The 22281-nt window shown below is 34.0% G+C and carries 25 protein-coding genes; 9 read left to right on the top strand and 16 right to left on the bottom strand.

The genetic code is table 11. From position 1 onward, the window contains the following. Positions 1-4 precede the first annotated feature (4 nt). Together BKH41_RS02235 and BKH41_RS02230 are read right to left on the bottom strand one after the other, a co-directional pair. Positions 5-922 carry a branched-chain amino acid transaminase gene (locus tag BKH41_RS02235; protein ID WP_095296947.1) on the bottom strand — a complete coding sequence of 306 codons (918 nt, stop codon included), beginning with the start codon at positions 920-922 and terminating at the stop codon, positions 5-7. 65 nt (positions 923-987) lie between these two features. Then, on the bottom strand, positions 988-2457 hold the full coding sequence (locus BKH41_RS02230) for a DEAD/DEAH box helicase (RefSeq protein ID WP_095296807.1): 1470 nt from the start codon (positions 2455-2457) through the stop codon (positions 988-990). 253 nt (positions 2458-2710) lie between these two features. On the opposite strand from BKH41_RS02230, the gene BKH41_RS02225 reads away from it, so the two are divergent. The 6 genes from BKH41_RS02225 (at position 2711) to BKH41_RS02200 (ending at position 7455) form a co-directional block, all read left to right on the top strand. Then, positions 2711-3457 (top strand): cytochrome c biogenesis protein CcdA, encoded by a 747-nt coding sequence (locus BKH41_RS02225; protein ID WP_095296806.1) that lies wholly within the window; start codon positions 2711-2713, stop codon positions 3455-3457. Continuing rightward, positions 3454-3711, top strand: a complete 258-nt coding sequence (locus tag BKH41_RS02220) for a hypothetical protein (protein WP_095296805.1) — start codon at positions 3454-3456, stop codon at positions 3709-3711. The genes BKH41_RS02225 and BKH41_RS02220 overlap by 4 nt, the downstream gene beginning before the upstream one ends. Positions 3712-3792: 81 nt before the next feature. Continuing rightward, positions 3793-5010, top strand: coding sequence for an amidohydrolase family protein (locus BKH41_RS02215; RefSeq protein ID WP_095296804.1), 1218 nt, complete (start codon positions 3793-3795; stop codon positions 5008-5010). Beyond that, positions 5003-5830, top strand: coding sequence for a mechanosensitive ion channel family protein (locus BKH41_RS02210; protein WP_095296803.1), 828 nt, complete (start codon positions 5003-5005; stop codon positions 5828-5830). Before BKH41_RS02215 ends, BKH41_RS02210 begins: the two co-directional genes overlap by 8 nt. Then, positions 5827-7080: a metal-dependent hydrolase gene (locus tag BKH41_RS02205; RefSeq protein WP_095296802.1), complete on the top strand. Its 1254-nt coding sequence runs from the start codon at positions 5827-5829 to the stop codon at positions 7078-7080. Before BKH41_RS02210 ends, BKH41_RS02205 begins: the two co-directional genes overlap by 4 nt. A gap of 144 nt (positions 7081-7224) precedes the next feature. Further along, on the top strand, positions 7225-7455 hold the full coding sequence (locus BKH41_RS02200; protein WP_095296801.1) for a hypothetical protein: 231 nt from the start codon (positions 7225-7227) through the stop codon (positions 7453-7455). A gap of 650 nt (positions 7456-8105) precedes the next feature. On the opposite strand, the gene BKH41_RS02195 is transcribed toward BKH41_RS02200, so the two are convergent. From BKH41_RS02195 to queF, 8 genes are all read right to left on the bottom strand, one after another. Continuing rightward, positions 8106-8630 (bottom strand): hypothetical protein, encoded by a 525-nt coding sequence (locus BKH41_RS02195; RefSeq protein ID WP_095296800.1) that lies wholly within the window; start codon positions 8628-8630, stop codon positions 8106-8108. A gap of 12 nt (positions 8631-8642) precedes the next feature. Next, a complete protein-coding gene (locus tag BKH41_RS02190; RefSeq protein ID WP_095296799.1) occupies positions 8643-9080 on the bottom strand; it encodes a hypothetical protein in 438 nt (145 codons plus the stop codon). An 821-nt stretch (positions 9081-9901) separates the two neighbouring features. Then, positions 9902-10030 (bottom strand): hypothetical protein, encoded by a 129-nt coding sequence (locus BKH41_RS10055; protein WP_257875383.1) that lies wholly within the window; start codon positions 10028-10030, stop codon positions 9902-9904. Continuing rightward, positions 10023-10307: an ankyrin repeat domain-containing protein gene (locus tag BKH41_RS02185; RefSeq protein WP_095296798.1), complete on the bottom strand. Its 285-nt coding sequence runs from the start codon at positions 10305-10307 to the stop codon at positions 10023-10025. The genes BKH41_RS10055 and BKH41_RS02185 overlap by 8 nt, the downstream gene beginning before the upstream one ends. 20 nt (positions 10308-10327) lie before the next feature. Further along, complete coding sequence (locus BKH41_RS02180; protein WP_095296797.1) at positions 10328-10708, bottom strand: ankyrin repeat domain-containing protein; 381 nt, start codon at positions 10706-10708, stop codon at positions 10328-10330. Then, positions 10698-10877 carry a hypothetical protein gene (locus BKH41_RS02175; protein WP_095296796.1) on the bottom strand — a complete coding sequence of 60 codons (180 nt, stop codon included), beginning with the start codon at positions 10875-10877 and terminating at the stop codon, positions 10698-10700. The genes BKH41_RS02180 and BKH41_RS02175 overlap by 11 nt, the downstream gene beginning before the upstream one ends. A gap of 156 nt (positions 10878-11033) precedes the next feature. Beyond that, positions 11034-11315: a hypothetical protein gene (locus BKH41_RS02170; RefSeq protein ID WP_143428682.1), complete on the bottom strand. Its 282-nt coding sequence runs from the start codon at positions 11313-11315 to the stop codon at positions 11034-11036. A 105-nt stretch (positions 11316-11420) separates the two neighbouring features. Beyond that, positions 11421-11900 (bottom strand): preQ(1) synthase, encoded by a 480-nt coding sequence (gene queF / locus BKH41_RS02165; protein ID WP_095296794.1) that lies wholly within the window; start codon positions 11898-11900, stop codon positions 11421-11423. A 51-nt stretch (positions 11901-11951) separates the two neighbouring features. On the opposite strand from queF, the gene recG reads away from it, so the two are divergent. Then, complete coding sequence (recG, locus tag BKH41_RS02160; RefSeq protein ID WP_095296793.1) at positions 11952-13802, top strand: ATP-dependent DNA helicase RecG; 1851 nt, start codon at positions 11952-11954, stop codon at positions 13800-13802. A gap of 1 nt (position 13803) precedes the next feature. On the opposite strand, the gene BKH41_RS02155 is transcribed toward recG, so the two are convergent. From BKH41_RS02155 to BKH41_RS02135, 5 genes are read right to left on the bottom strand one after another with little or no spacing between them, the layout of a single operon-like run. Next, the gene (locus tag BKH41_RS02155; protein WP_095296792.1) at positions 13804-14220 is read right to left on the bottom strand and encodes a hypothetical protein; all 417 of its coding nucleotides are present in this window, start codon (positions 14218-14220) and stop codon (positions 13804-13806) included. Between the two features lie 2 nt (positions 14221-14222). Further along, positions 14223-14783, bottom strand: coding sequence for a hypothetical protein (locus tag BKH41_RS02150; RefSeq protein WP_095296791.1), 561 nt, complete (start codon positions 14781-14783; stop codon positions 14223-14225). Continuing rightward, a complete protein-coding gene (locus BKH41_RS02145; RefSeq protein ID WP_095296790.1) occupies positions 14780-15568 on the bottom strand; it encodes an MlaD family protein in 789 nt (262 codons plus the stop codon). Before BKH41_RS02145 ends, BKH41_RS02150 begins: the two co-directional genes overlap by 4 nt. Further along, a complete protein-coding gene (locus tag BKH41_RS02140) occupies positions 15553-16323 on the bottom strand; it encodes an ATP-binding cassette domain-containing protein (RefSeq protein ID WP_095296789.1) in 771 nt (256 codons plus the stop codon). Before BKH41_RS02140 ends, BKH41_RS02145 begins: the two co-directional genes overlap by 16 nt. Continuing rightward, complete coding sequence (locus BKH41_RS02135) at positions 16320-17447, bottom strand: ABC transporter permease (protein ID WP_095296788.1); 1128 nt, start codon at positions 17445-17447, stop codon at positions 16320-16322. Before BKH41_RS02135 ends, BKH41_RS02140 begins: the two co-directional genes overlap by 4 nt. A 79-nt stretch (positions 17448-17526) precedes the next feature. Between BKH41_RS02135 and BKH41_RS02130 the strand changes: the two genes are divergently transcribed. Further along, entirely contained in the window at positions 17527-18228 is a 702-nt protein-coding gene (locus BKH41_RS02130; RefSeq protein ID WP_095296787.1) for an outer membrane beta-barrel protein, read from the top strand. A 1-nt stretch (position 18229) separates the two neighbouring features. Here the strand turns inward: BKH41_RS02130 and glmS are convergent, their stop codons facing one another. Beyond that, positions 18230-20017 carry a glutamine--fructose-6-phosphate transaminase (isomerizing) gene (gene glmS, locus BKH41_RS02125; protein ID WP_095296786.1) on the bottom strand — a complete coding sequence of 596 codons (1788 nt, stop codon included), beginning with the start codon at positions 20015-20017 and terminating at the stop codon, positions 18230-18232. A gap of 138 nt (positions 20018-20155) precedes the next feature. Here glmS and ilvD point away from each other — a divergent pair, with 138 nt between their 5' ends. Continuing rightward, positions 20156-21844 (top strand): dihydroxy-acid dehydratase, encoded by a 1689-nt coding sequence (ilvD, locus tag BKH41_RS02120; protein ID WP_095296785.1) that lies wholly within the window; start codon positions 20156-20158, stop codon positions 21842-21844. The last annotated feature ends 437 nt before the right edge of the window (positions 21845-22281 follow it).

The following is a 22281-nucleotide window of genomic DNA, read 5'->3' as shown; positions in this document are numbered from 1 at the left end:
CTTTTTAGCCAATGTAAGTCAAATAATGACTATATTTAGGATTTTCTCCCATTACAAGATTGAAAAATTCTTTCTGAAGTCTTTGAGTTACAGGTCCTGCTTTTCCCGCTCCAATCATTCTAAAATCCAATTCTTTAACCGGCGTGATCTCAGCTGCCGTTCCTGTAAAAAAAGCTTCTTCAGCAATATAAACTTCATCACGAGTAATGCGTCTTTGAACGACTTCAATTCCAAGATCTTTGGCAAGTTCAATAACTGTGGCTTGAGTAATTGATTCCAAAGAATTATCATAAGAAGGGGTGATCAATACTCCATCTCGGACAATAAAAAAACACTCCCCACTACCTTCGGCAACAAATCCACTCTCATCAAGCAATAAAGCTTCTTCACATCCGCATTCCAAAGCTTCGTGTTTTGCCATTTGAGAGTTTAAGTAATTCGCAGCAATTTTGGCTTTTCCCATCGTTGATTTTACGGAATTTCTAGCAAAAGAACTTGTTTTAACCTTAATACCATTTAAAATCCCCTCTTCGCCAAGATAAGCTCCCCATTCCCAAGCTGCGATAGCAACATTCACAGGAGCTTGAACGTGACTGACACCCATCACCCCATAACCCAAAAAAATGATTGGGCGAATATATACATTGCCATTATAAACATTCGCTTTCAAAAGCTCTATATGGGCTTTTTCAAGCTCTTTTTGATCATAAGGAGACTTTATTGCCACAATTTTGGCAGAATTAAGCAATCTTTTGACGTGATCACTCAAACGAAAAATCGCTAAACCTTTTTTTGTCGCATAAGCACGCGTGCCTTCAAATGCCGCATTTCCATAATGCAGTGTATGACTCAAAATATGTGTTGTGGCTTCTTTCCAAGGAATAAGCTTCCCATCTTTCCAAATATATTGTGCTTCTTTTATCATTAAAACTCCATTTCTTAAATAAAATCAAAAGTATTCTATCAAAGCTGATTTAATCACAACAGCTACCTTTGCCTACTTCCCCTAGACTTAGAGCTTGAAAAAGATTTCCCCCGTGATCCCGTTTGAGGTTTGGAATATTTTTTATTTGTTCTAAGGGGTCTTTTTGTATTTGATCTACTTTCTTTTTCAGATTTTTGTTGCTCCATTTTGAGAATTTCTTGCTTGCTCAAACCAATCTTACCTGATTTGAACTGCAGAGCCAAAAGCTTGAGTGAGAGTTGGGAAAGTTCAATCTTATCTTTAAGACTCTCATAAAGACTAACAACCTCATCGGTTACTTTAGCCTTTAAAATACTTTCAAGCATTTTATCCCCATTAGTACTTGCCATTGGGATTTCATAAAGCTCAAGTTTAGAACCAATATCTTTTTGGATTCTTTGGAGCTCTTTATACTCCAAAGGTGTTACAAGCGTGATGGCAATCCCTTTCTTTCCTGCCCTGCCGGTTCTTCCGATACGATGAACGTAGCTTTCAGGGTTTAAAGGAATATGGTAATTAAAAACATGGCTGACATCACTGATATCAAGGCCTCTGCTAGCTACATCAGTGGCAACCAAAATATCTGCCTTACCTGCCTTAAAAGCATTGACTGCTTCCCTCCTTTCTCTCTGCTCCATATCTCCGTGCAAAGCTACGGATTTATAAGCTTTAGCTTTAAGAATTCCATTGAGTTCATCAGCCTCTTTTTTCATCCGTGTAAAAATAATGCTTTTTAAGGGCGATTGGGTATCAAGCAATCTCATTATCGCATCATTTCTTTCAGAATCATTGATCACATAAAATCTTTGAGAAATATCTACATTTGTAATGTTTGTAGGCGTGATTTTGATATTGATGGGATCTTGCAAAATCTTATCTGCCAAAGATCGTATCTGTTCAGGCATCGTAGCTGAAAAAAGCAAAACTTGGGCATTGCTAGGCAAATAGCTAAAAATTTCTTCTATATCATCTAAAAAACCCATATCTAGCATTTCATCGCTTTCATCTAAAACAACCACTTTGGGGACAAAATTTTCAATTCTGTTATTTTTGAGATGATCAAGAAGTCGTCCGGGTGTTGCAATCATCACTTGTGGCATTTTTTGCATAAATTCACATTGTCTTTTGATACTTTGACCGCCATAAACACACACCGTCTTAGTCTTTGCAAACTTTCCAAGCTTAAAAACTTCATCGCTGATTTGTATCGCAAGCTCTCTTGTAGGTGTAATGATTAAAGCTTCAATCGTTTTATCATTTTTAAGCATATTGATAATAGGCAAGGCAAATGCAGCTGTCTTCCCTGTTCCTGTTTGGGCTTGAGCAATCACATCTCTACCCTCTAAAACAGCAGGTATGGCTTTGATTTGTATCGGGCTTGGAGAAGTAAATCCTGCTTCAATAACCCCTTTGAGAACTTGAGATTTCAATCCAAGCTGATCAAAACCTTTCTCTTCCTGACTTGGCTGATAATCTGATTTTTCTTTTGGCATTTTTGCTCACTTTAATATTTTAAATTGCAAAAAGCCAAAAATCTTTCAATCAGACTTTTTGCTATTCGTATTATAACAGAGTATTTGGGATTTATTTTTTCACAAGCGAGGGGTTAAAATAAAGCTTGATTTGAGTAGAATGCTTTCAGGGATATCTGTTGATTTAAATTTTTATGTTTTACTTTGGTCTTTATAGATTTTATTATGGATTTTTATAAAACTGTAAGAATAAAAAAATATTTGAGGATTTTTTATGTTTGATAATGCTTTAATGCAAATTTTCTCTTCCGCACCCTTAACGGCTTCTCTTCTAGCAGGAATTTTAACCTTCTTAAGTCCGTGTATTCTACCTTTAATTCCAGCGTATATGTCTTATATTTCAGGAGTTTCTTTAGAGGATATCAAATCAGGTCAAGCTAGTAAAATGTCTGTTATTATAAAATCCCTTCTATTTATTTTGGGCTTTGGAATTATTTTTATTCTTTTAGGCGCTTCAATGGCCAAACTCATTCAAGATTATCTAGCAAGCAGTTGGCTCAATTATATCGCTGGGGGTATTATTATTGTTTTTGGCTTACATTTTTTAGGCATTTTTAGAATCAATTTTTTATATAAAAGCAAAAAAAGTAACTTTGCCCTCAAGCCTACCAATAAATTCTTAAGCTTTCTTGCTCCTTTTATTTTAGGCGTAAGCTTCTCTCTAGGCTGGACACCTTGCATCGGACCAATTTTTACAAGCATCGTTATGCTAAGTGGCACACAGGAAGGCTATGGAATAAGCCTGATGATCGTCTATACACTAGGGCTTGGGATACCCTTCCTCATAGTAGCAATTATGCTGAATCAAGCCTTAGGCATACTCAATAAAATCAAAAAATATACTCGCATTATTGAAATCATATCTGGCTTATTGTTGATTCTAATCGGGATTATTATCATTAGTGGCTCAATGAGAGGAGTGAGTGCATTCTTATTGCAAAACCTTGGAGGAATCGGATGAAACTGACTTTAGCAATACTAATTGTGGGAATTTTTTTAAATGCGCAAGAATTATCTGTTCAGGCTTGCAATGAACAAGAAAAATCAGGCAATGCCTTAAAGGGAAGTTTTCTCAAAAAAGGCAAGCTAGAAGGAGAATTTTGTGATAACCATCCCGTTACTCCTGAAACAAATGCTATCAAAGAAAATAAAAATCTAAAAGATTTGAAAGCATTCTTAAATTCTTCTTTAGAAAGTCAAAAATCAAACAATTAGGCAAGCAAATTTTTACAAGGAGTTTGCTACAATTCAAAAAAGTCCAATTACAAATAGAAATGTCAGCTTAAAAGGACAAAAATGTTACTAAAAAACGGGCTTGTCTGCGATTATTCCCAGACTATAAGAGCAGATATTCGAATCCAAAATGGACAAATCACAGAAATTGCACCAAAACTTTCCATCAGACAACAAGAGGAAGAAATAGATTGCAAAGATAAAATCATTGCCCCAGCTTTGATTGACCTAAATGTTTATCCCAAAAGCAAATCTCTTTCGCAAAAAACCCTTGCCTCTTTATCTAAAAAAGCTCTCACAGGAGGGGTAGGAACTGCTTTGATTTTGCCCGATACGATACCAGCTTGTGAAAATGAAGCAATGATAGAATTAATCAAAAGTATTGATTCTACAACTGAAATTACTCTCATTCCAAGCATTAAGCCCACAAATTCTGAAAATAAAATCAATAATATTTCCATCCTGTGTGCTCAAGGCGGAAGAGTTATCTATATCGACAGCACAACTGATGGAAACAATCTTTTACGAATTATGCAATACGCCTTGATGCTTCAAATTCCTGTTATTTGCTTCGCTCAAGATATAGAGCTTGGAAAAGGGGTTATCAATGAAGGAGAGTTGGCCTCTGTCTTAGGGCTTCCAAGTATTTCGCCATTATCACAAACCAAAGAAATAGCTAAATTTTCCGAAACTTCTAGGCACACTAAAGCAAAAATCCTTTTCAATGCAGTGACAGAACCACAAGCACTTGAAATTATTGGCTATTTTAAATCCAAAAATACCCCCATAGTTGCACAAACCCCAATCCATCATCTTATTTTAGATGAAAATGCTTGCGATCATTACAACACAAAAGCCAAGCTCAATCCACCCCTAAAAGATTGTTTTTCTAAAGAAAAGCTTTTAGAAGCACTCAAAAGAGGGGAAATAGATATGCTTACAAGCCTTCAATGCGCTGATTACAATTCCAAAAAAGATCAAGTTTTTGAGTTGGCAAGCTTTGGAATTGATTCGATCGGTCATTACTTCGCACTTGCTTATACCTATTTAATCAAACCCTCTCATCTGCATATGGAAGATTTTTTGCGCCTCGCCTCTAAAAATCAATCCGATTTTCTCTCTTTAAATAAAGGCGAGATTGCAATAGAAAAAGATGCTGATTTGATGATTATCGATCCAAATGCTCATATGCTCATAACGGATAGTTTTTCTCCTTATTGCGGGCAAACACTAGATTCAAAAATAGAACATATCATTATCAATGGGAAAATTTATGGATAAATTCTCAAATTTTTTTGAAAAAATCTTTCCTTTCCTTCAAGAAACCTCTTTGACACTATTTAAAGCGATAGTTATTTTGATTATCGGTTTTTATCTTGCAAAATTTACGCAAACCAAAATCAACAAGATTATCAGTAAAAAAGATGAAATTCTAGGGAATTTTGTCTCTCAAATTGTATTCATTGGGATTCTTATCATTGCTATTGTAACAATGCTTGGGAATATTGGGGTGCAAACCACTTCTATCCTCACGGTTTTAGGAACTGCAGGGGTAGCAATTGCTTTAGCTTTGAAAGATTCGCTTTCAAGCATTGCTGGAGGTATTGTTCTAATTATCTTAAGACCTTTTAAAAAAAATGACACCATAGAAATTGGGAATATAAGTGGAAATGTCGAAGCCATCAATCTGTTTAATACAATGATTCGAATGCCCGATGATAAACTTGTCATATTGCCAAACCGTAATGTCGTCAATGCTAATATCATCAATTGTACCAACAGCGATAAAAGAAGAATAGAGTGGATTTTTGGAATCAAATACAGCAGCGATATACAAAAAGTTCGTCGGATTTTAAAAAATGTTATTGCAAAAATGGAAAAAATAGATTCAAAAATCGCACCATTTGTCGGTGTTACAGATTTTGGATCCAATTCATTAAATTTCACGATCAGAGTATGGGCAAAAATAGAGGATAATGTCTTTGCTCTCCGAAGCGAACTGATAGAAAAAACTAAAGAAGCCCTTGATGAGGCTGCAATCGAAATACCTCCTCAAAAGCTTGATATCACTTTTTTAACCCGATTTGAAGGAAATCAATGAGTCAAAATGTCAAACTTATTGGAGCCAGCAAGGTTTTTGTCTGTAACGAAACATTTGAAATCCTCTCAAATGGAGCGATAGCTTTTGAAACCTCTCAAAACGACCAAAATAAAATCATTGAAGTAGGAAAATATGAAATTTTAAAAAACAAATATTCAAACGCAATTTTTTATGAAAATGCAATCATCCTTCCCGCTTTCATTAATGCCCATATTCACTTCGAATTTGGAAACAATATTTCAAGTTTTGCTTACGGAGGATTTGAAAAATGGCTTAAAAGCGTGATGGAAAAGCGTGATGATGTTCTCTCAGATATAACATCTTCAGTCAAATCTTCCATCAATGAACAGTTGCAAAGCGGGGTAGGAAGCGTGGGAGCAATCAGCAGCTATGGTGAAGATATGCCTATCTTGGCAAATTCCCCATTGCGCGTCATATATTTCAATGAAGCAATCGGTTCTGCACCTACAGCACTAGATTTTTTATACAATAATTTTCTTGTCAGATACCACGCTTCTAAAGCCCTCAAATCGCATAAATTTACCCCTGCAATTGCTTTACATTCGCCCTATTCGGTTCATCACATATTGGCAAAAAAAATCTTAGAAATCGCTCGAAAAGACCAATGCATTGTTTCAACTCATTTTTTGGAATCAAACGCTGAGCGGGAATGGCTTCAAAATTCTCAAGGTTGGTTCAAAAAATTTTATCAAGAAATTTTAAAAGTCAATTCCCCTAAGCCACTTTATACTATTGAGGAATTTCTAGACCTCTTTGAAGGGTTGCAAACTTTATTCACACATTGTCTTTTTGCAAATCAACACGATCTTACCAAAATCGCTAAGAATAGCAATGTCGTTTCTTGTCCTCGTTCAAATCGCTTGCTATGCGGGACATATCTTAACTTGAATCTCTTGGGCTCTGTGGGATTAAAACCAATTTTTGCTACCGATGGAAAAAGCTCTAACAACAACCTTGACCTACTTGATGAACTCAGGTGCGCACTTTTTTCTTACCCTGATATTGAAATAGAAGCCTTGAGTAAAATGCTTATTTTGGGAGCAAGTTTTTATCCTGCCAAAGCACTAGGACTCAATAACGGCATACTTGAAGCAGGCAAATGGGCAGATATCAGCGTCTTTGAATGCCCTGAAATTTCCCAAAGCACTCAAGCACCCTTACAATTCCTACTCCATTCCAAAAAAGTAAAGATTCTTTATATCAATGGAAATGTAGTAACTAAAAACTGATTTGCTTTCAAAGTTTTTCATTTAACCCCCGCCCCCACGCAAAATTTATTTTTTTCCTTAGGTATTAATTGCTAAATTTAATATTTAATTAAAATTATTTATTATAAAATCACTATTTATTAAAAATAATTTTTTAGGTATTTGATGCAATATAAAATCAAATTGAATCAATATTTACTCCATTTTTTGATTTGTTTTTGCTTGATTTTTTCTCAAAGCATTTTTGCAAGTGAAGTTATTGAACTTCCACTTATTGCAGATACTTCCCTCCCTCAATATGCTCCTTCCTTAGATAAAACAGATAGCGGCGTTGCTGTTATTAATATCACGAATCCCAATGAACTATTTGGACTCTCAATCCCTTCAGGTTTATGATTATTAAGCCCTTTAAATTTATATTTCAAGATGAATGGATGTGATAAATAAAATGTTATCCCCAAATATTAAAATCAATTGCAATTATTATTTTTGTACTTATGGTGGAAAAGGGGTATTGTGGATATTTGTATGGATAAAATTGAATTATTTTATCATTCCAACAAGAAACATTATGACGCAATCTGCCACTAAATATTTCGAGATGGAGAAATAATTGAAGAATGTTTTATTAAAGAAACTTCTATCAAGTACGGTATTCAAAAAATATTTAATCAAGATGAGTACCTAAAGAGTATTATGAACTACAATTATGGAATACTTCAAGAAGAGATTATTTTTAAGCCGACTCTTAATAATAAATAATTTGACCCCAACTACTATTCAATGTCAGTTATAATATAGATAAAATGGATTATAAAATATTGTAGGCATTTCAAGATGAAAAAATATGATGGGAGAGGCAAATATCAAGCAGAATTTGAAGATTGCAATAATCAAATAAATTCGAAAAAGCCAAAAAATAGGCTGAGCAGATAAAAACTATTAATGAGGCATAAAATATTTATTTTTAACAAGACACAAATTGAAAATTGTAGGTAAAAATTCGGAATATAAAGAAGAATAAGGAAGACTGCATAGGGTTTATATTACAAGTTTCTTGGCAGATGAGCTTCTATCCAAGTGTAATTTTTTGATTTTTCCGCAAATTTTTTTTCTTCTTTAAAGAAAACTAAATCCTCTTTAAAATCTTTTGTTTCATCAGAAAGCCTCCAATGCTCTACTTCCTGACTCGAATCAATAAAAGTTTGAAAAATCATTTTATTTTCAAATATAATTTCTATGTCTCCAAAATTACTTATTTTTATATGGATAATTTTTAGAGGAAGCAATGGTAAGAAAATCTTTTTGACGATTTCATCAAATATTGTATTTTCTGCGGCATCATCAAAATTTTTTTGAAATCTCTTAGATATATCATAGCTTGCCAGAATGATTTTATTATTTAAAATAAATCTATAAGGGCATTGAATATCTAATGAATATTTAGAGAACATTTCACAATTATTATCATATTTTGATATTACATTTAAACCAAAATTTAAACAAAATATATTTTTATAATAATAAATATCAGTTAAATTTTTATTAATTATAGCATTAATGGAAATCATTTTAAATTTTCTCTAAAATACAATATGTTTTTGTTCTAGAGAATCTATAAATCTCCAATGCTCTACTTCCTGACTCGAATCAATAAAAGTTTGAAAAATCATTTTATTTTCAAATATAATTTCTATGTCTCCAAAATTACTTATTTTTATATGGATAATTTTTAGAGGAAGCAATGGTAAGAAAATCTTTTTGACGATTTCATCAAATATTGTATTTTCTGCGGCATCATCAAAATTTTTTTGAAATCTCTTAGATATATCATAGCTTGCCAGAATGATTTTATTATTTAAAATAAATCTATAAGGGCATTGAATATGAAAAGAATAAAGAGGAATTTTATCTTTGTCTTTATCTAAAATAAAGCCTCCATATCCTAAACAAAGCATTGCAGCTACTCTCTTGATGTTATTTAATTTTTGATTGATGAGAATATTTGTTATTTGATTCATTTATTAAAAAGTCCTTTGGCGGTGTCTAGTAATTCTTGATAGGTTGATTGTGTTCCTTCTTTTCTAATGTAATCATGTAATTGTCTTCTTTGCTCTTTTGATAATCCTAATTTATTAGTTATGTGATCGACTTGTTGATTTTGATCTTGATTATTTTTAGGAGTTCCTTTTCTTTGTTTGTCTGCCTCTTTTGATCCTTCTCTTGCCTCTCTCTTGGGGCTCCTCTTTTTTTGAGTGCTGATTTCTGTTTGACTATCTTCTTGTGATTTAGTTATCTTAGAATCATTTTGTTTATAAACATCTTTATCGGATTGATTTTGCTTATCTATCTATATTATTTTTCTGATTACTTTTAGTGTTTATTTGTAAATCTTATTTATATCTATGATTATTTTTTTCAGACAACAAAGAATAAATATAAAGATCACAAAAGGTGCCTTAAAAATTACAATCAAGATGAATATAAAATTTACAAATATAGAAGCAATCAAGGCAAAGATAAAAATAGATCTTTTCATTTCAGATCAATAATCTCATTCTTTTTTTCAATCAAATCAAAACTAAAAATCTATACATTTCCTCCTATTTCAATATTTAAACTTTCGTAGAAGCTGACTTCTACGGGAATAATAAAAAATAAAATCTTGCAAAAAGATCTTTACAAAATAGGGATTACTAACATCAATTTTTTGATTTGTGGAGCATTTTGTTTTGAAGAAAATCAAAATTTTCCGACTTGCTTGCATAATGGAGAGTATCAATGTAGTTTTGATTAGAATCAAAAATAATGATAAATGATAGGAGAATAAGAGCATAGACAATCATAAGCACCCGTATCGAAAAAGAATACTATAATTATATTCTTTTTCGATTTTTATCGAAGTGATGCTAATTTGATGAGTATCTATATTTGAAAAATCAGTTTCAATGGCTGAAAAATTACTATTCATTTTTTTCCTTAATTTCAGGCAATGGAATATGGGTTTCAGGTCTTAAACCTGGTTTTCCTGTTGGATAGCCATACATAATATGAAATAAATAACGGACAACATCATCTAAGTCGGCATTAACAGCTAAAGCCAAAGGATAATTTCTTCTTTTACTCTTTAGTCTTGGATTTGCTCCTGCTTTTATCAAGGCATTTACAATCATCAGATTATCTTTCGGATCATCAAATAAAACCCAACACGCCATATGTAAAGGTGTATTGTCATCTTTATCGGTCAAATGAATATCAGCTCCAAGTTCTAAAAATTTCTCAAAAAATACTTTTTTTTCATCATAATGGAGTAAAATAAAGGGGTAGTTCCATTATTATCTGGAATATTTAGCAGTGAAATTACATCGGGATATTTCTGCAATAAATAATTTAATCTCAAAATATCATTACTAAAAACAACTGCGTGCAAGATATTCTCTCCTAAAATATTCTTATAAAAAATATCTGCTCCTCTATCTAAAAGATATTGATAAACTTCAGAACCTCCATCACTAATAGCATACAAAAGCAAGGAATCTTCATCTTCATCAATAAAACAATGATTGATGTTGTATTGGTCTTTATATGTCTCTAAGAATTCTATATCATTGTTGCATAGTGAATTTTTAAGTTGATTATCAGTAATCATTGGGATTATAATCTTCTTTCAGTTCTTTTTTTAGTTCTATCTTTCCTGCCAAACTTTTTATCGTGTGCTTTTCGTTGAGCATCTTTTCCTTTTGTCTTGCCAAACTCATTTGCCATCCATTTAGCCCGATCTTCTGAAGTCGGTTGTTTTTCCCTCTTTTTTTCTCCAAATTTTCTTGCCTTTCTCTTGGGGTCCCTCTTTTTTGAGTGCTGATTTCGTTTGACTATCTTCTTGCGTTTTAGCTATCTTAGAATTATTTTGTTTATAAACATCTTTATTGGATTGATTTTATTTATCTTTTTGTTTATTTCTCTGATTACTTTTATCATTTTCTTTCTCTTGATAAGGCTGCTTGTTTCATTGTTTTGATTTGTTTAGAATCCATACAGGTATTTACATAAGGCTTGGAAACAGAACGTGTAAAAGAAAATTTTTTTAGTATTTTCTTAATATCTGACGTACCAGCACCTAAGAGAATAAAATCAATCTGCTTGATCAGAAAGCATAAGGGTTTTTCTTGTGCATTTATTCTATCTGATGTTGCAACAGATGAAAAAGCTTTAAGAAGACAATAGGAAATAAATATTAAAAATAAAATTCTTATCATCATAAAATATTTTATAAAATAAATATTTTATGATGATTTAAAAAAATACGAAATAAAAAATGCTATTTCTTCATTTATTTGCAATCTATCTGATATTTTTCGAACTTAACGATTGTCAATTTTTTCAGGATAAAGATCGTGATTTAAAAGGCGATACTCTGCCATTTTTTCATATTTTGTACCCATAATGCCGTAATTTACATAAGGATCAATGCTGATCCCTCCTCTTGGGGTAAATTTTCCCCAAACTTCAATATATTTAGGCTCCATTACTCTTACTAAATCTTTCAAAATTATATTCATACAATCCTCGTGAAAATCCCCGTGATTACGGAAACTAAACAAATAAAGTTTCAAAGATTTAGATTCGACCATTTTAAGTTGGGGGATATAGCTGATATAAAGAGTAGCAAAATCAGGCTGGGAAGTTATTGGGCAAAGGCTTGTAAATTCCGGACAATTAAATTTGACAAAATAATCATTTTCAAGATGTTTGTTTTCAAAGACTTCTAAAATATCAGGATTATAATTAAAATCATATGCAACGTTTTGATTTCCCAAAAGACTTAATTTATTTTTGTCCATTTCTTTCTCCTATAATTTGTGATTATACAAATTTTATAATAAAATGCGCCTATGAAAATATCTGATGCCGATTATGCGAAGTTACAAAAATTAGGTCGTCCAGACCTCCTCTCTTTCGCCACTTATATTCCAAAATCTTACACTGATACCTCCCTGATAGAATCTTTAAATTCCCCTTTTGAAGGCGCAGTTGAAATACAAATCAATCAGGTTGATTTTATTAGAGGAAAAAATATTCTTAAACTGCAAGCTTGGATGGTCAAATTTCAAAAACCGCTTCAAATAATGATTTTTAACGCCAAAAGTTTCCATAAAACTATTTATACAACAAACAAAGAGCTTTTTGTATTGGGAAAAATTGAACAAAAATTTGGCAAATACTTTATGAACCAACCAAAAATAATTCAAACGCAAGGTCAAATCATTCTGAATTTCAAAAGCACGGCAATAAAATCTTCAAGCATTTCTGAACTTGCCCAAAAACTCTTAATTCAAGAAAACCTCATCGCAGAGGGATTACCTCAAAAAATTGCAATTCTTATTGAAGAGATTTTCAATCCTTCCAAAAAATTTCTTTTAGAATATCAAAAAAATGCCTCCTTACCTGCGCCTCATTTAAAGGCTCTCAAATGGATTGAAATTTATTCATATTTGAAACGCCTCTCAAAAAAAAGAAGATATTTTGAAAGCAAATATATCTGCAAAAGCGATTATAAACCCTTTATTGATTCCTTGCCCTTTAAGCTTACAAATGCTCAAACCAAAGCAATAGAAACCATCGCATCCGATCTTAAAAAATCTGTAGCAGCTAAACGTCTCATTATGGGCGATGTGGGTTGTGGCAAAACAATTGTAATTCTAAGTGCAGTCACAATGGCATATCCCTATAAATCCTTATTGATGGCACCCACAACAATTTTAGCCAAACAACTTTATGAAGAAGCACAAAAATTCCTCCCCAAACATATCCGCACCAAACTCATTATCGGGAATTCCAAAGAAGAAGCAGAAGAAGGGTTCTTTAAAGAAGAGGAACATTTTATCATCGGAACTCAGGTATTACTCTACCGAGAATTTAAAACTCAAGATTTTGCCCTCATTATGACAGATGAACAACATCGCTTTGGCACCAAACAACGCCATCAGCTTGAAAAGCTTACCGAAGAAAAAACCTCAAATTCCACAAAAAAACCTCACGTATTGCAGTTTTCTGCCACCCCCATACCTCGAACAATGGCAATGCTGAATTCAAGCTTGATTGACTTTAGTTTCATTAGAGATCTTCCATTCAAAAAAAATATTACAACCACAATCATCAACAAATCAAAATTTCCTAATCTCATCTACCATATTCAAAACGAAGTCGCTCAAAACAGGCAAGTTGTTGTCGTTTATCCATTGGTAGAAGAAAGCGAAAATTTTGATTATCTCTCCCTAAAAGAGGGGCAGGAATTTTGGCAAAAACATTTTAAAAATGTCTATGTCACTTCAGGTAAGGACAAAGACAAAGAGCAAGTTTTAGAAAATTTTAGAGATAAGGGAAGCATTCTTTTAGCCACAACACTCATAGAAGTGGGTATTTCATTACCAAGACTTTCTACGATAGTTATCGTTGCTCCTGAAAGACTCGGCCTTGCCACACTCCATCAATTACGTGGCAGAGTGAGTCGAAACGGATTAAAAGGTTATTGTTTTTTATACACCAATTTAAAAGAATCCAAGCGTTTGGAAGAATTTTGTAAAAATCTAAGTGGATTTGACATCGCCGAAATCGATCTTAAATACCGCAATAGCGGAGATTTAATCAATGGTGAGAGACAAAGCGGGGCAGAGTTTGAATTTTTTGATATGCGAACAGATGCCAAAATTCTTTCTGAAGTTAAAGAATATCTTGGCATCTAAATTATTGTGCAAGCTCATAAGTTCCTAATGCGTGATGATCTTTCCCGCAAACTTGACTTATTTTGACTTTATCTCCACTGATTACAAGTTCCTCATCTTTTTGGATGAGCAAAATTTCTAAAGAATTTGGAGAGCTTTTAAAATAAAATCGATTCCCTTTTTGTCTTCCTTCGCCCTCAAGTATGCAATCTTTGCTTTGATTGGGAGTAATGATGCTAAAAGTCAAAACATATTTCCCATTTTTAAGTCTTTGCAAATACAATGCTTCCCAAGCAGCATCGCCTAGATTCATCACATATTTGGAATTTACAAAATCCCCTTTAAAATTTTCGTTTAGCTCCTTTTCACCAACATCACTACTTTGCTTATCAGAACAAGCAATAAATAATAAAATCAAGCAATAAATAAATATTTTCATTTTCAAAATCCGAATAATTCTACTAAATTATCTGCAACGCGTTTTGAAACCTCTTGTAATGCTTTAATATCATTCCCTTTTATCGCTTCTTGATCTGCTAAAATACCTTCTATTTTCTTCCCTGATACAAAAAACTCATAACTCAAAGCAATCCTTGCTTTAGGTGCTTCGCTCCCACTGACATCAAAAGCTAAAATATTAACTTTAAGTATTTTTTGCGGATTATAAACTCCAAAAGGTGGTAAAGAAACCAACACACAATGTTTTGAAGCCTCTTGAACCAATAAATTTACAAACATATTTTTAGGCAAATCAATCCATTTTTTTCCCTCTAAAGCCTCTATCTTACCATCATCAAAGCGTTTTAAAATATTTTTTGTATCATAACTTGGAGCACTATCAACTCCAATTAAAGCAAGATTTTTATACTTTTCGCATTTTATAGAGGTCTGAAATTTACCATTTAAATCATACTCTTCAATTTTAGGCGACTCTGACTTTATCTTCAAGCTCACACATCCCCCTAAAATTAAAGCGAAAACAACAATTCCTGCTTTTTTCATTTTTTCTCTCCAAAAATTGTATTATAAGGGTCAGAGTCAAACTTATCAAGCAAATTCGAACCTTTCTGAAAAACCCTATCCATACTTTTTAGACTCATTTCAAGCTCCATCACAACCGGATTTAAGATTTTTTTCAAATCATAATCTCCATTTTCAATTTTATGGTTAAGATTCAATAATAACATATTGGAATTTTTTGATAACGCTGTAATATTATCTTTTGTCTTGGCAAGTCCCTCTGTAAGTGAGTCTAGCGATTTGATAATATTTGAAACATTTTGCACATTTTTAGCATCTGTGAGTTCTTTAACATTTTTAAGAACAATTAAAAGTTCTTTAGTAACCTCATCGGCATTGGAAGCTATCCTGCCTAAAAAATTCTGCTTAAACTCCAATACTCGCAGATCTTTATCATCAATAAATTCAGGATTATCGCTTTGTTTGAGAGAAAGATAGCTCAAACCCGCAAGTCCTTGAGAATCAATCATAACTGACGATCCTTTGCGAATAGGGATAGAAGCATTAATGGCAAGATCAATTTTTACCATTCCAAGCTTATCTTTATCAAAACCGATTTTAGTCACGCTTCCAATCGTTATCCCCTTGTATTTCACCGGCGTATCTGGACCAATTCCAGATACTTCTTTATCGGTATAGACATAGTAAGTGCGATATTTACTTTCATCAACACCGATACGTCCTATCCAAAGTATAAAAATTACCATACACACGATCACGGCAAAAAATATTCCTCCGATGATAGTGTAGTTTATATGTCTTTCCAAAATTTTTCTCCTCGTTTTGAGTTAAATAAATTATCTTTTGGAAGACCTCTTTGGCGAGCCTCCAAAATAAATTCATCCAAATTTCCCTCAAAATCAATATGGCGATCCTTTAACAAAATAAACCGATCCACAACGTCTTTGATCGAATCTAAATCGTGTGTGATCATTACAATTGTTAAATGCAAAGTCTCTTTGAGTTTCATAATCAAAGAATCAAATTTACCTGCACTTGCAGGATCAAGCCCACTAGTAGGCTCATCCAAAAATAAAATCTCAGGACCCAATGCCATTGCCCTAGCCAAACCAACTCTTTTCTTCATTCCTCCACTAAGCTCATAGGGATAAAGATAATAGGTCTTTTTGTCCAATCCTGCCATATCCAACCACATCTTTGAAATTTCTTCAATACTCTCTTGGGGATAAGCGCTATGCTCCTCAAGCATAATGCCAACATTTTCCAAAACATTCAAAGAGCTGTAGAGGGCTCCAAATTGAAACAATACGCCACAACGATTGAGAACCTTATACCTGTCTTTATCTTGCAGATTCCAAATATCATAACCAAACAAATTGATTTCTCCTGCACTTGGACGATTTAAGAGTATCATACTACGCAATAGCGTGCTTTTTCCACTCCCGCTCCCGCCCAAAATGGCAAAAATTTCTCCAGGTTTGACATCAAAGCTAATCCCATCGTGGATAATTTCATTTCCATAAGCGTTATGAAGGTTTTTGACTTGGATAATCGGTTTCATATATTTAACTTTGTAAAAATAACTGAAAAAACGGCGTTAATAAAAATAATCCAAAAAAGAGCATTCACGACACTGATTGTCGTAAGCTTTCCTACCGACTCAGTGTCGCCCTTAACTTCAAATCCCCTGAAACAACCAACCATTGCGATTGCCCAACCAAAAAAAGGAGCCTTCAGCATTCCTACCCAAAAATGATTCCAACTCACCGTCTCATAGAAACGTTCAATATAATGACCAAAACCAATTCCAAGTTGGTATTTAATTGCAACCATTCCGCCAAACAAAGCAAATGCATCTGCCAAAAATACCAACAGAGGCATTGCGACTACAAGTGCAAGAACACGGGGTAAAACCAAAAACTCAAAAAGATTAAAACTCATTGTTTTCATCGCATCAAGCTCCTCAGTAATCCTCATCACCCCAATTTGTGCTGTGAAACTCGAAGCACTCCTACCTGCTATCACTAAAGCCAAAATAAAAGGACCCATTTCGCGCAAAGAAAGTTTAGCAGTCGTCTCAATACTCATCAGAGGAACGCCCATCCCTTGAAGTTGCATTGCTCCTTGAAGTGTAACAGCAGAACCTACGATAAAAGCTGTCAAAATACTTACTGGCAAAGCCTTAAAACCAGATTCATTGATGTGATAAAACAAAGGAGCAATGCGTATTTTTGATGGATGGCGTAAAGATTGACCAAAAAAATAAAGCGTCATCCCACAAAAATTTAAAAAATCCAAAGAATTCTGGTAAAATCTCTCGATATGCTTACCCATCTTTTCAAAAATATTCCCAAATCGATTTGGTCTGAAATTTTTTTGATCTAAATTTTCTTTAGAAATCCAAGCACGAACGATTTCTAAAATCCTCTCCATCTTGTCAGAAACATTTATCAATTCAGGATGAAGGGAAAAAGATTTTAAAAGATTGAGTAAAAAAACAGCAAAAACAAAATCAAGATGAACAACTGAGCCAAAATCAATCACCAAAGGTGTTTTTTTAACATCTTTTAAAGAAACTTTAAGCGCCTCCAAATACTTGGAGTTTGTCTGAAAATTCCAATTCCCCTCAAGAGAAACAATTGTTTTTTGAGAATCTTGTATAATTCTCAAAGAGGTTTGTGGCATTGTCCTTCCTCGACATTTTTATTAAATATTATAACAAAAAAGAGTTGCATAACAACTATGTCGCTTGTAAGGCAAAAGGATGAAAAAACTTCAAAAGCTTTTTTTATGCACATTATTTTTGGCTGTCATTTTAAGCGCACAAGATGATACTTGGAACAACTCTAAATCTGTCAATATTTCAATTCCAAAAAAAGAAAACGAAGAGTATGGAATCGCTCAAATCCGAGAAAGACAAGAGTTGATCCGAAAAAAAAGTGGCAAATACATTGGAATTGGAATCGGAGGATTTCAAGTTAAAAAAAACTACAAAGAAGAAAATCAAATAAGCCTACCAGCAATCCTATCCTTAAAAGGTGGGGTTCAAACATTTTTTAATAAAAACATCGCTATAAGGGGATTTTTTGGATTAGACCTTGCAACAGGATTTATTAACTATAATTTTATAAAAGATCCAAGCCACTCATTTTATTCAATGCTTTCTTTGGGCATTGATATTATCGGGGAGTTTCCCCTAAGCAAAACCTATAAGCATTTTTTAGGAGCTTTTGCAGGTATTGGTGGTGGTGCCACAATTTATGCAGACAATCAAGATTTTTCTTTATTTAAAAAAGCTATTTATACTGCCGGCATTATGATAGAAGGAGGCGTGACCTTGAGTATGTTTGTCAAACACCGCATTGAATTTGGCTTCAAGATACTTCCAACTGCCAAAGAACTCCTCAATAGCAGAAAATTTGAGACTAGCATTATGCCCTATGTGATGTATAACTATAAATTCTAAATCACTCTACCGTAACGCTTTTTGCCAAATTTCTAGGCATATCCACATCATTCCCAAGCTTGATACCAATTTCTAATGCCAAAAGTTGCAAAACAACCATCATTGAAAAAAATTCCTCCATATAGTCATCAGCAGGCTTGATATAAATCATATCATCAGCACTCTCAAAATCCTCTGAACTGATGACACAAATGGTAGCATCTCTTGCACTAAGCTCCTCAATATTACCTTTTGCCTTATCATACAAAAGATGCTTGGGTAAAAGTGCAAATGTAAAAAGCAAAGAATCTACAAGTGCAATGGGTCCGTGCTTCATCTCCCCGCTAGGATAACCCTCAGCGTGCAAATAACTAATTTCTTTGAGCTTCAATGCTCCCTCAAGAGCAAGCGGATAGAAAATATCTCTTCCGATAAAGAAAAATCCGTGTCCGTGCAAATATCTTTTTGAAAGCCTTTTTAGCCTCTCGTGAAGTTTGGCATTTACTTCCGTAGCTTTGGCAGCTTTGAGCATTGAGGCAATCTGATTTTTTAAAGCGTTTTTATCCAAAAGTCCTCTTTGATGTGCCAAATAAACACTCAATATCCAAAGTACCATCACTTGAGTTGCAAAAGCCTTTGTGGAAGCCACACCTTTTTCAATCCCTGCACGGGTTAAAATCACTCCATCGCTTTCACGCACAATTGAAGAATTATCAACATTGCAAATTGCTAATGTTTTGAGTGAATTTTTTTTAGCAAGCTTGAGAGCTTCAAGCGTATCAGCAGTCTCACCACTTTGAGAAATTACGATAAAAAGTTCGCCCTTACCCATAACCGGTTGAGCATATCTGAATTCACTAGCAATCACGACTTGAGTTCTGACTTTTGCAAAGCGCTCTAGCAAATATTTTGCACTCATTCCTGCATAATAGCTCGTCCCGCACGCACAAATTGTAATCGTTTCAATCCCTTCAAAAAAATCAGGCGCAATCGACTCTAAAAAAATTCCTTCCTCACTGACTCTCCCCATCATTGTTTCAAGCAAAACCTTATGCTGTTCATAAATCTCTTTTTCCATAAAATACCTAAAGCCTTCTTTTTGAGCATAAGCCTTATTTTTAGCTAAAGGCTTGGCATTTTGAAGCAAGTCAAAGCTATGAGCATCCATATACCCCATCGCCCCATCTTCTAGATAAACCACTTTATCTGCATAACCAATCAAAGGGGCATCTGAACTCGCAAAAAATACATCTTCTTTACCTTTTCCGATAATGAGTGGCGATCCGCTTTTAGCATAAAAAATCTTATCGGGAGATTCTTTACTTATGAGTAAAATCGCATAAGCACCCTTAAGAGATGCAATGGTCTTTTGAAACGCTTTGAAAGGATTTTTCGTATCTTTTAAATGCTCCTCAAACAAACGCACAATAACTTCAGTGTCAGTTTGACTCAAAAATTGATGCCCTTTTTTCTCAAGGTCTTTTTTGATTTCTTGATAATTCTCAATGATCCCGTTATGAACAACATTGCTGAATTCTGCACTTTGAGGATGGGCATTGATTTCAGTGGGCTTACCATGAGTTGCCCATCTTGTATGAGCTATGCCTAAACCAAAACCCTCTGAAAAAAAATCCGCACATTTATTTTCAAGATTATAAATCTTTCCCACAGACTTAAAAGTTGTTAATTCTCCGTCTTTTAAAACAGCAATTCCTGCGCTGTCATAACCCCTATATTCAAGTTCTTTTAAGCCGTTAATTAAAATTTCTTTTTTTTCCTGCTTGCCGATATATCCAACAATCCCGCACATTCAAAGCCTTATAAATGATTTCAAAACTTATGTTCAATTATAACAAAATAAAGACGGGTTCAAATTTTTAAAGTATAATATCTAGATATGGATTTTTAAACAACTAAAAGACTCAAAGCCACCCTAGGAGACGAAAGATTGAGAAGCGACACAATTAAAAAAGGATTTTCAAGAACCCCACACAGGAGTTTGCTCAGAGGAGTCGGGCTAAAAGATGAAGATTTTGATAAGCCTTTTATCGGAGTCGCTAACAGCTATATTGACATTATTCCTGGACATTATTACCTAAATGATTATGCTAGAATCATCAAAGAGGAAATTAAAAAAGCCGGTGCTGTCCCCTTTGAATTTAATACCATTGGCGTAGATGACGGGATTGCAATGGGGCATAGCGGAATGCTTTACAGCCTACCAAGCAGAGAACTCATCGCTGATTGTATTGAAACGGTGATGAATGCCCATAAGCTTGATGCAATGATTTGCATTCCCAACTGCGACAAAATCGTCCCAGGTATGATAATGGGAGCATTACGGGTCAATGTCCCGACTATTTTTGTAAGTGGAGGTCCTATGCTTGCTGGCACACTAGAAGATGGAAGCAGGATAGGATTGTCGCAAGTCTTTGAAGCAGTCGGCGCTTATGAAGCCAAAAAAATCGGTGCGGACAAACTTTATGAAATTGAATGCAGAGCTTGTCCGAGCGGGGGAAGTTGCAGTGGTATGTTTACGGCAAATTCAATGAATACACTTTGTGAAGCAATGGGGATTGCACTCAGTGGCAATGGCACAATTGTAGCCCAAACCAAAGAAAGGGAAGCTCTATTAAGAGAGGCGGCAAAAAAGATTGTAGAAATTGCGCTTGATAAAGAAAAAAGCGAACAATACAAAATAAAAAATATCATCAACCAAAATGCCATTAACAATGCCTTTGTTGTGGATATGGCAATGGGAGGAAGCACCAATACAGTCTTGCATATGCTTGCTATCGCCAAAGAAGCTGGTGTTAATTTCAATCTTAAAGATATCAATGCAATCGCAAAAAATGTTTCCCATTTAACTAAAATCGCCCCTGCAGTGAATAATGTCTTTATGGAAGACATTAACCGCGCAGGCGGAGTGGATGCAGTAATGGCTGAAGTCAATAAGAGAGGAAATACCATTAAAGACACGCTAACCATTACGGGAAAAACGATACTTGAGCGCATCAAAGATGCTAAAATTACAGACCCTAGCATCATTCACAATAATGAAAACGCTTTCTCTCAAACAGGCGGGTTAAAAATTCTTTATGGCAATATCGCAAAAGATGGGGCTGTTATCAAAGCTGGTGCAATGGCTGAAAATATGAAAAATTTTACAGGAAGTGCAATTGTTTTTGACTCCCAAGAAGAGGCCATTAAAGGAATTTCTAATGGAAAAGTCAAAGCCGGAAATGTTGTAGTTATCCGTTATGAAGGTCCAAAAGGTGGTCCGGGAATGCCTGAAATGCTAAGCCCTACAAGCCTTATCAGCGGTATGGGATTAGGAGAAAGCGTAGCACTGATCACAGATGGACGATTCAGTGGTGCCACTAGGGGAGCTTGCATAGGGCATATCAGTCCAGAAGCTGCCCAAGGTGGTGAAATCGGATTGATTGAAAATGGCGATAAAATCAAAATTGACGTGGATAATGGGATTTTAGAATTGCTCCTTGATGCACAAACTCTCGAAGCCAGAAAGGCAAATTTTAAACCAAAGACAAAAGAAATTGAGGGAAAATGGCTAAAAAGATATGCCCTTTTAGTCAGCGATGCCTCTTGTGGAGCTGTGTTAAAAACAGAAATCTGATACTTTTAAACGACTATTGTTTGCCTTGATTAAGGTTGGGTTTATTATTTTTTAAACCTATCTGAATTTTATTTTTTGAACAAACAGCAAGGTTTGTCAAAAGAAAAATAAAATCAGCGCCAACTCTCTTATAATCCATAAAATATATTTTATACCTCTGTAATCTTTATTGTAAATAATAAATATAATTTCTATTAAAAAATCTCTGATATTTTGCAATTATTTAGCAATAAAAATATATAATAATGCAAAACTTAAAGACTCTCAATCAATTTCAAATATCTTTTAAGACCGGTTGGAAGTCAGTTTGCTTTTATGATGTCAATAAAAATTGCCCGATAATGGTATTAAGAAAAATCAAACTACAGATTTAATGATCGTATAGAAATTTTCACAGAGCTTCGCACTTATAAATAAAGCTTTAAGGCAAAATAACA

Origin of the sequence: Helicobacter sp. 12S02232-10 (assembly GCF_002272895.1) — a bacterium.
In the GTDB taxonomy this organism is placed as follows: domain Bacteria; phylum Campylobacterota; class Campylobacteria; order Campylobacterales; family Helicobacteraceae; genus Helicobacter_J.
This window is presented reverse-complemented; position numbering and strand designations above follow the sequence as displayed.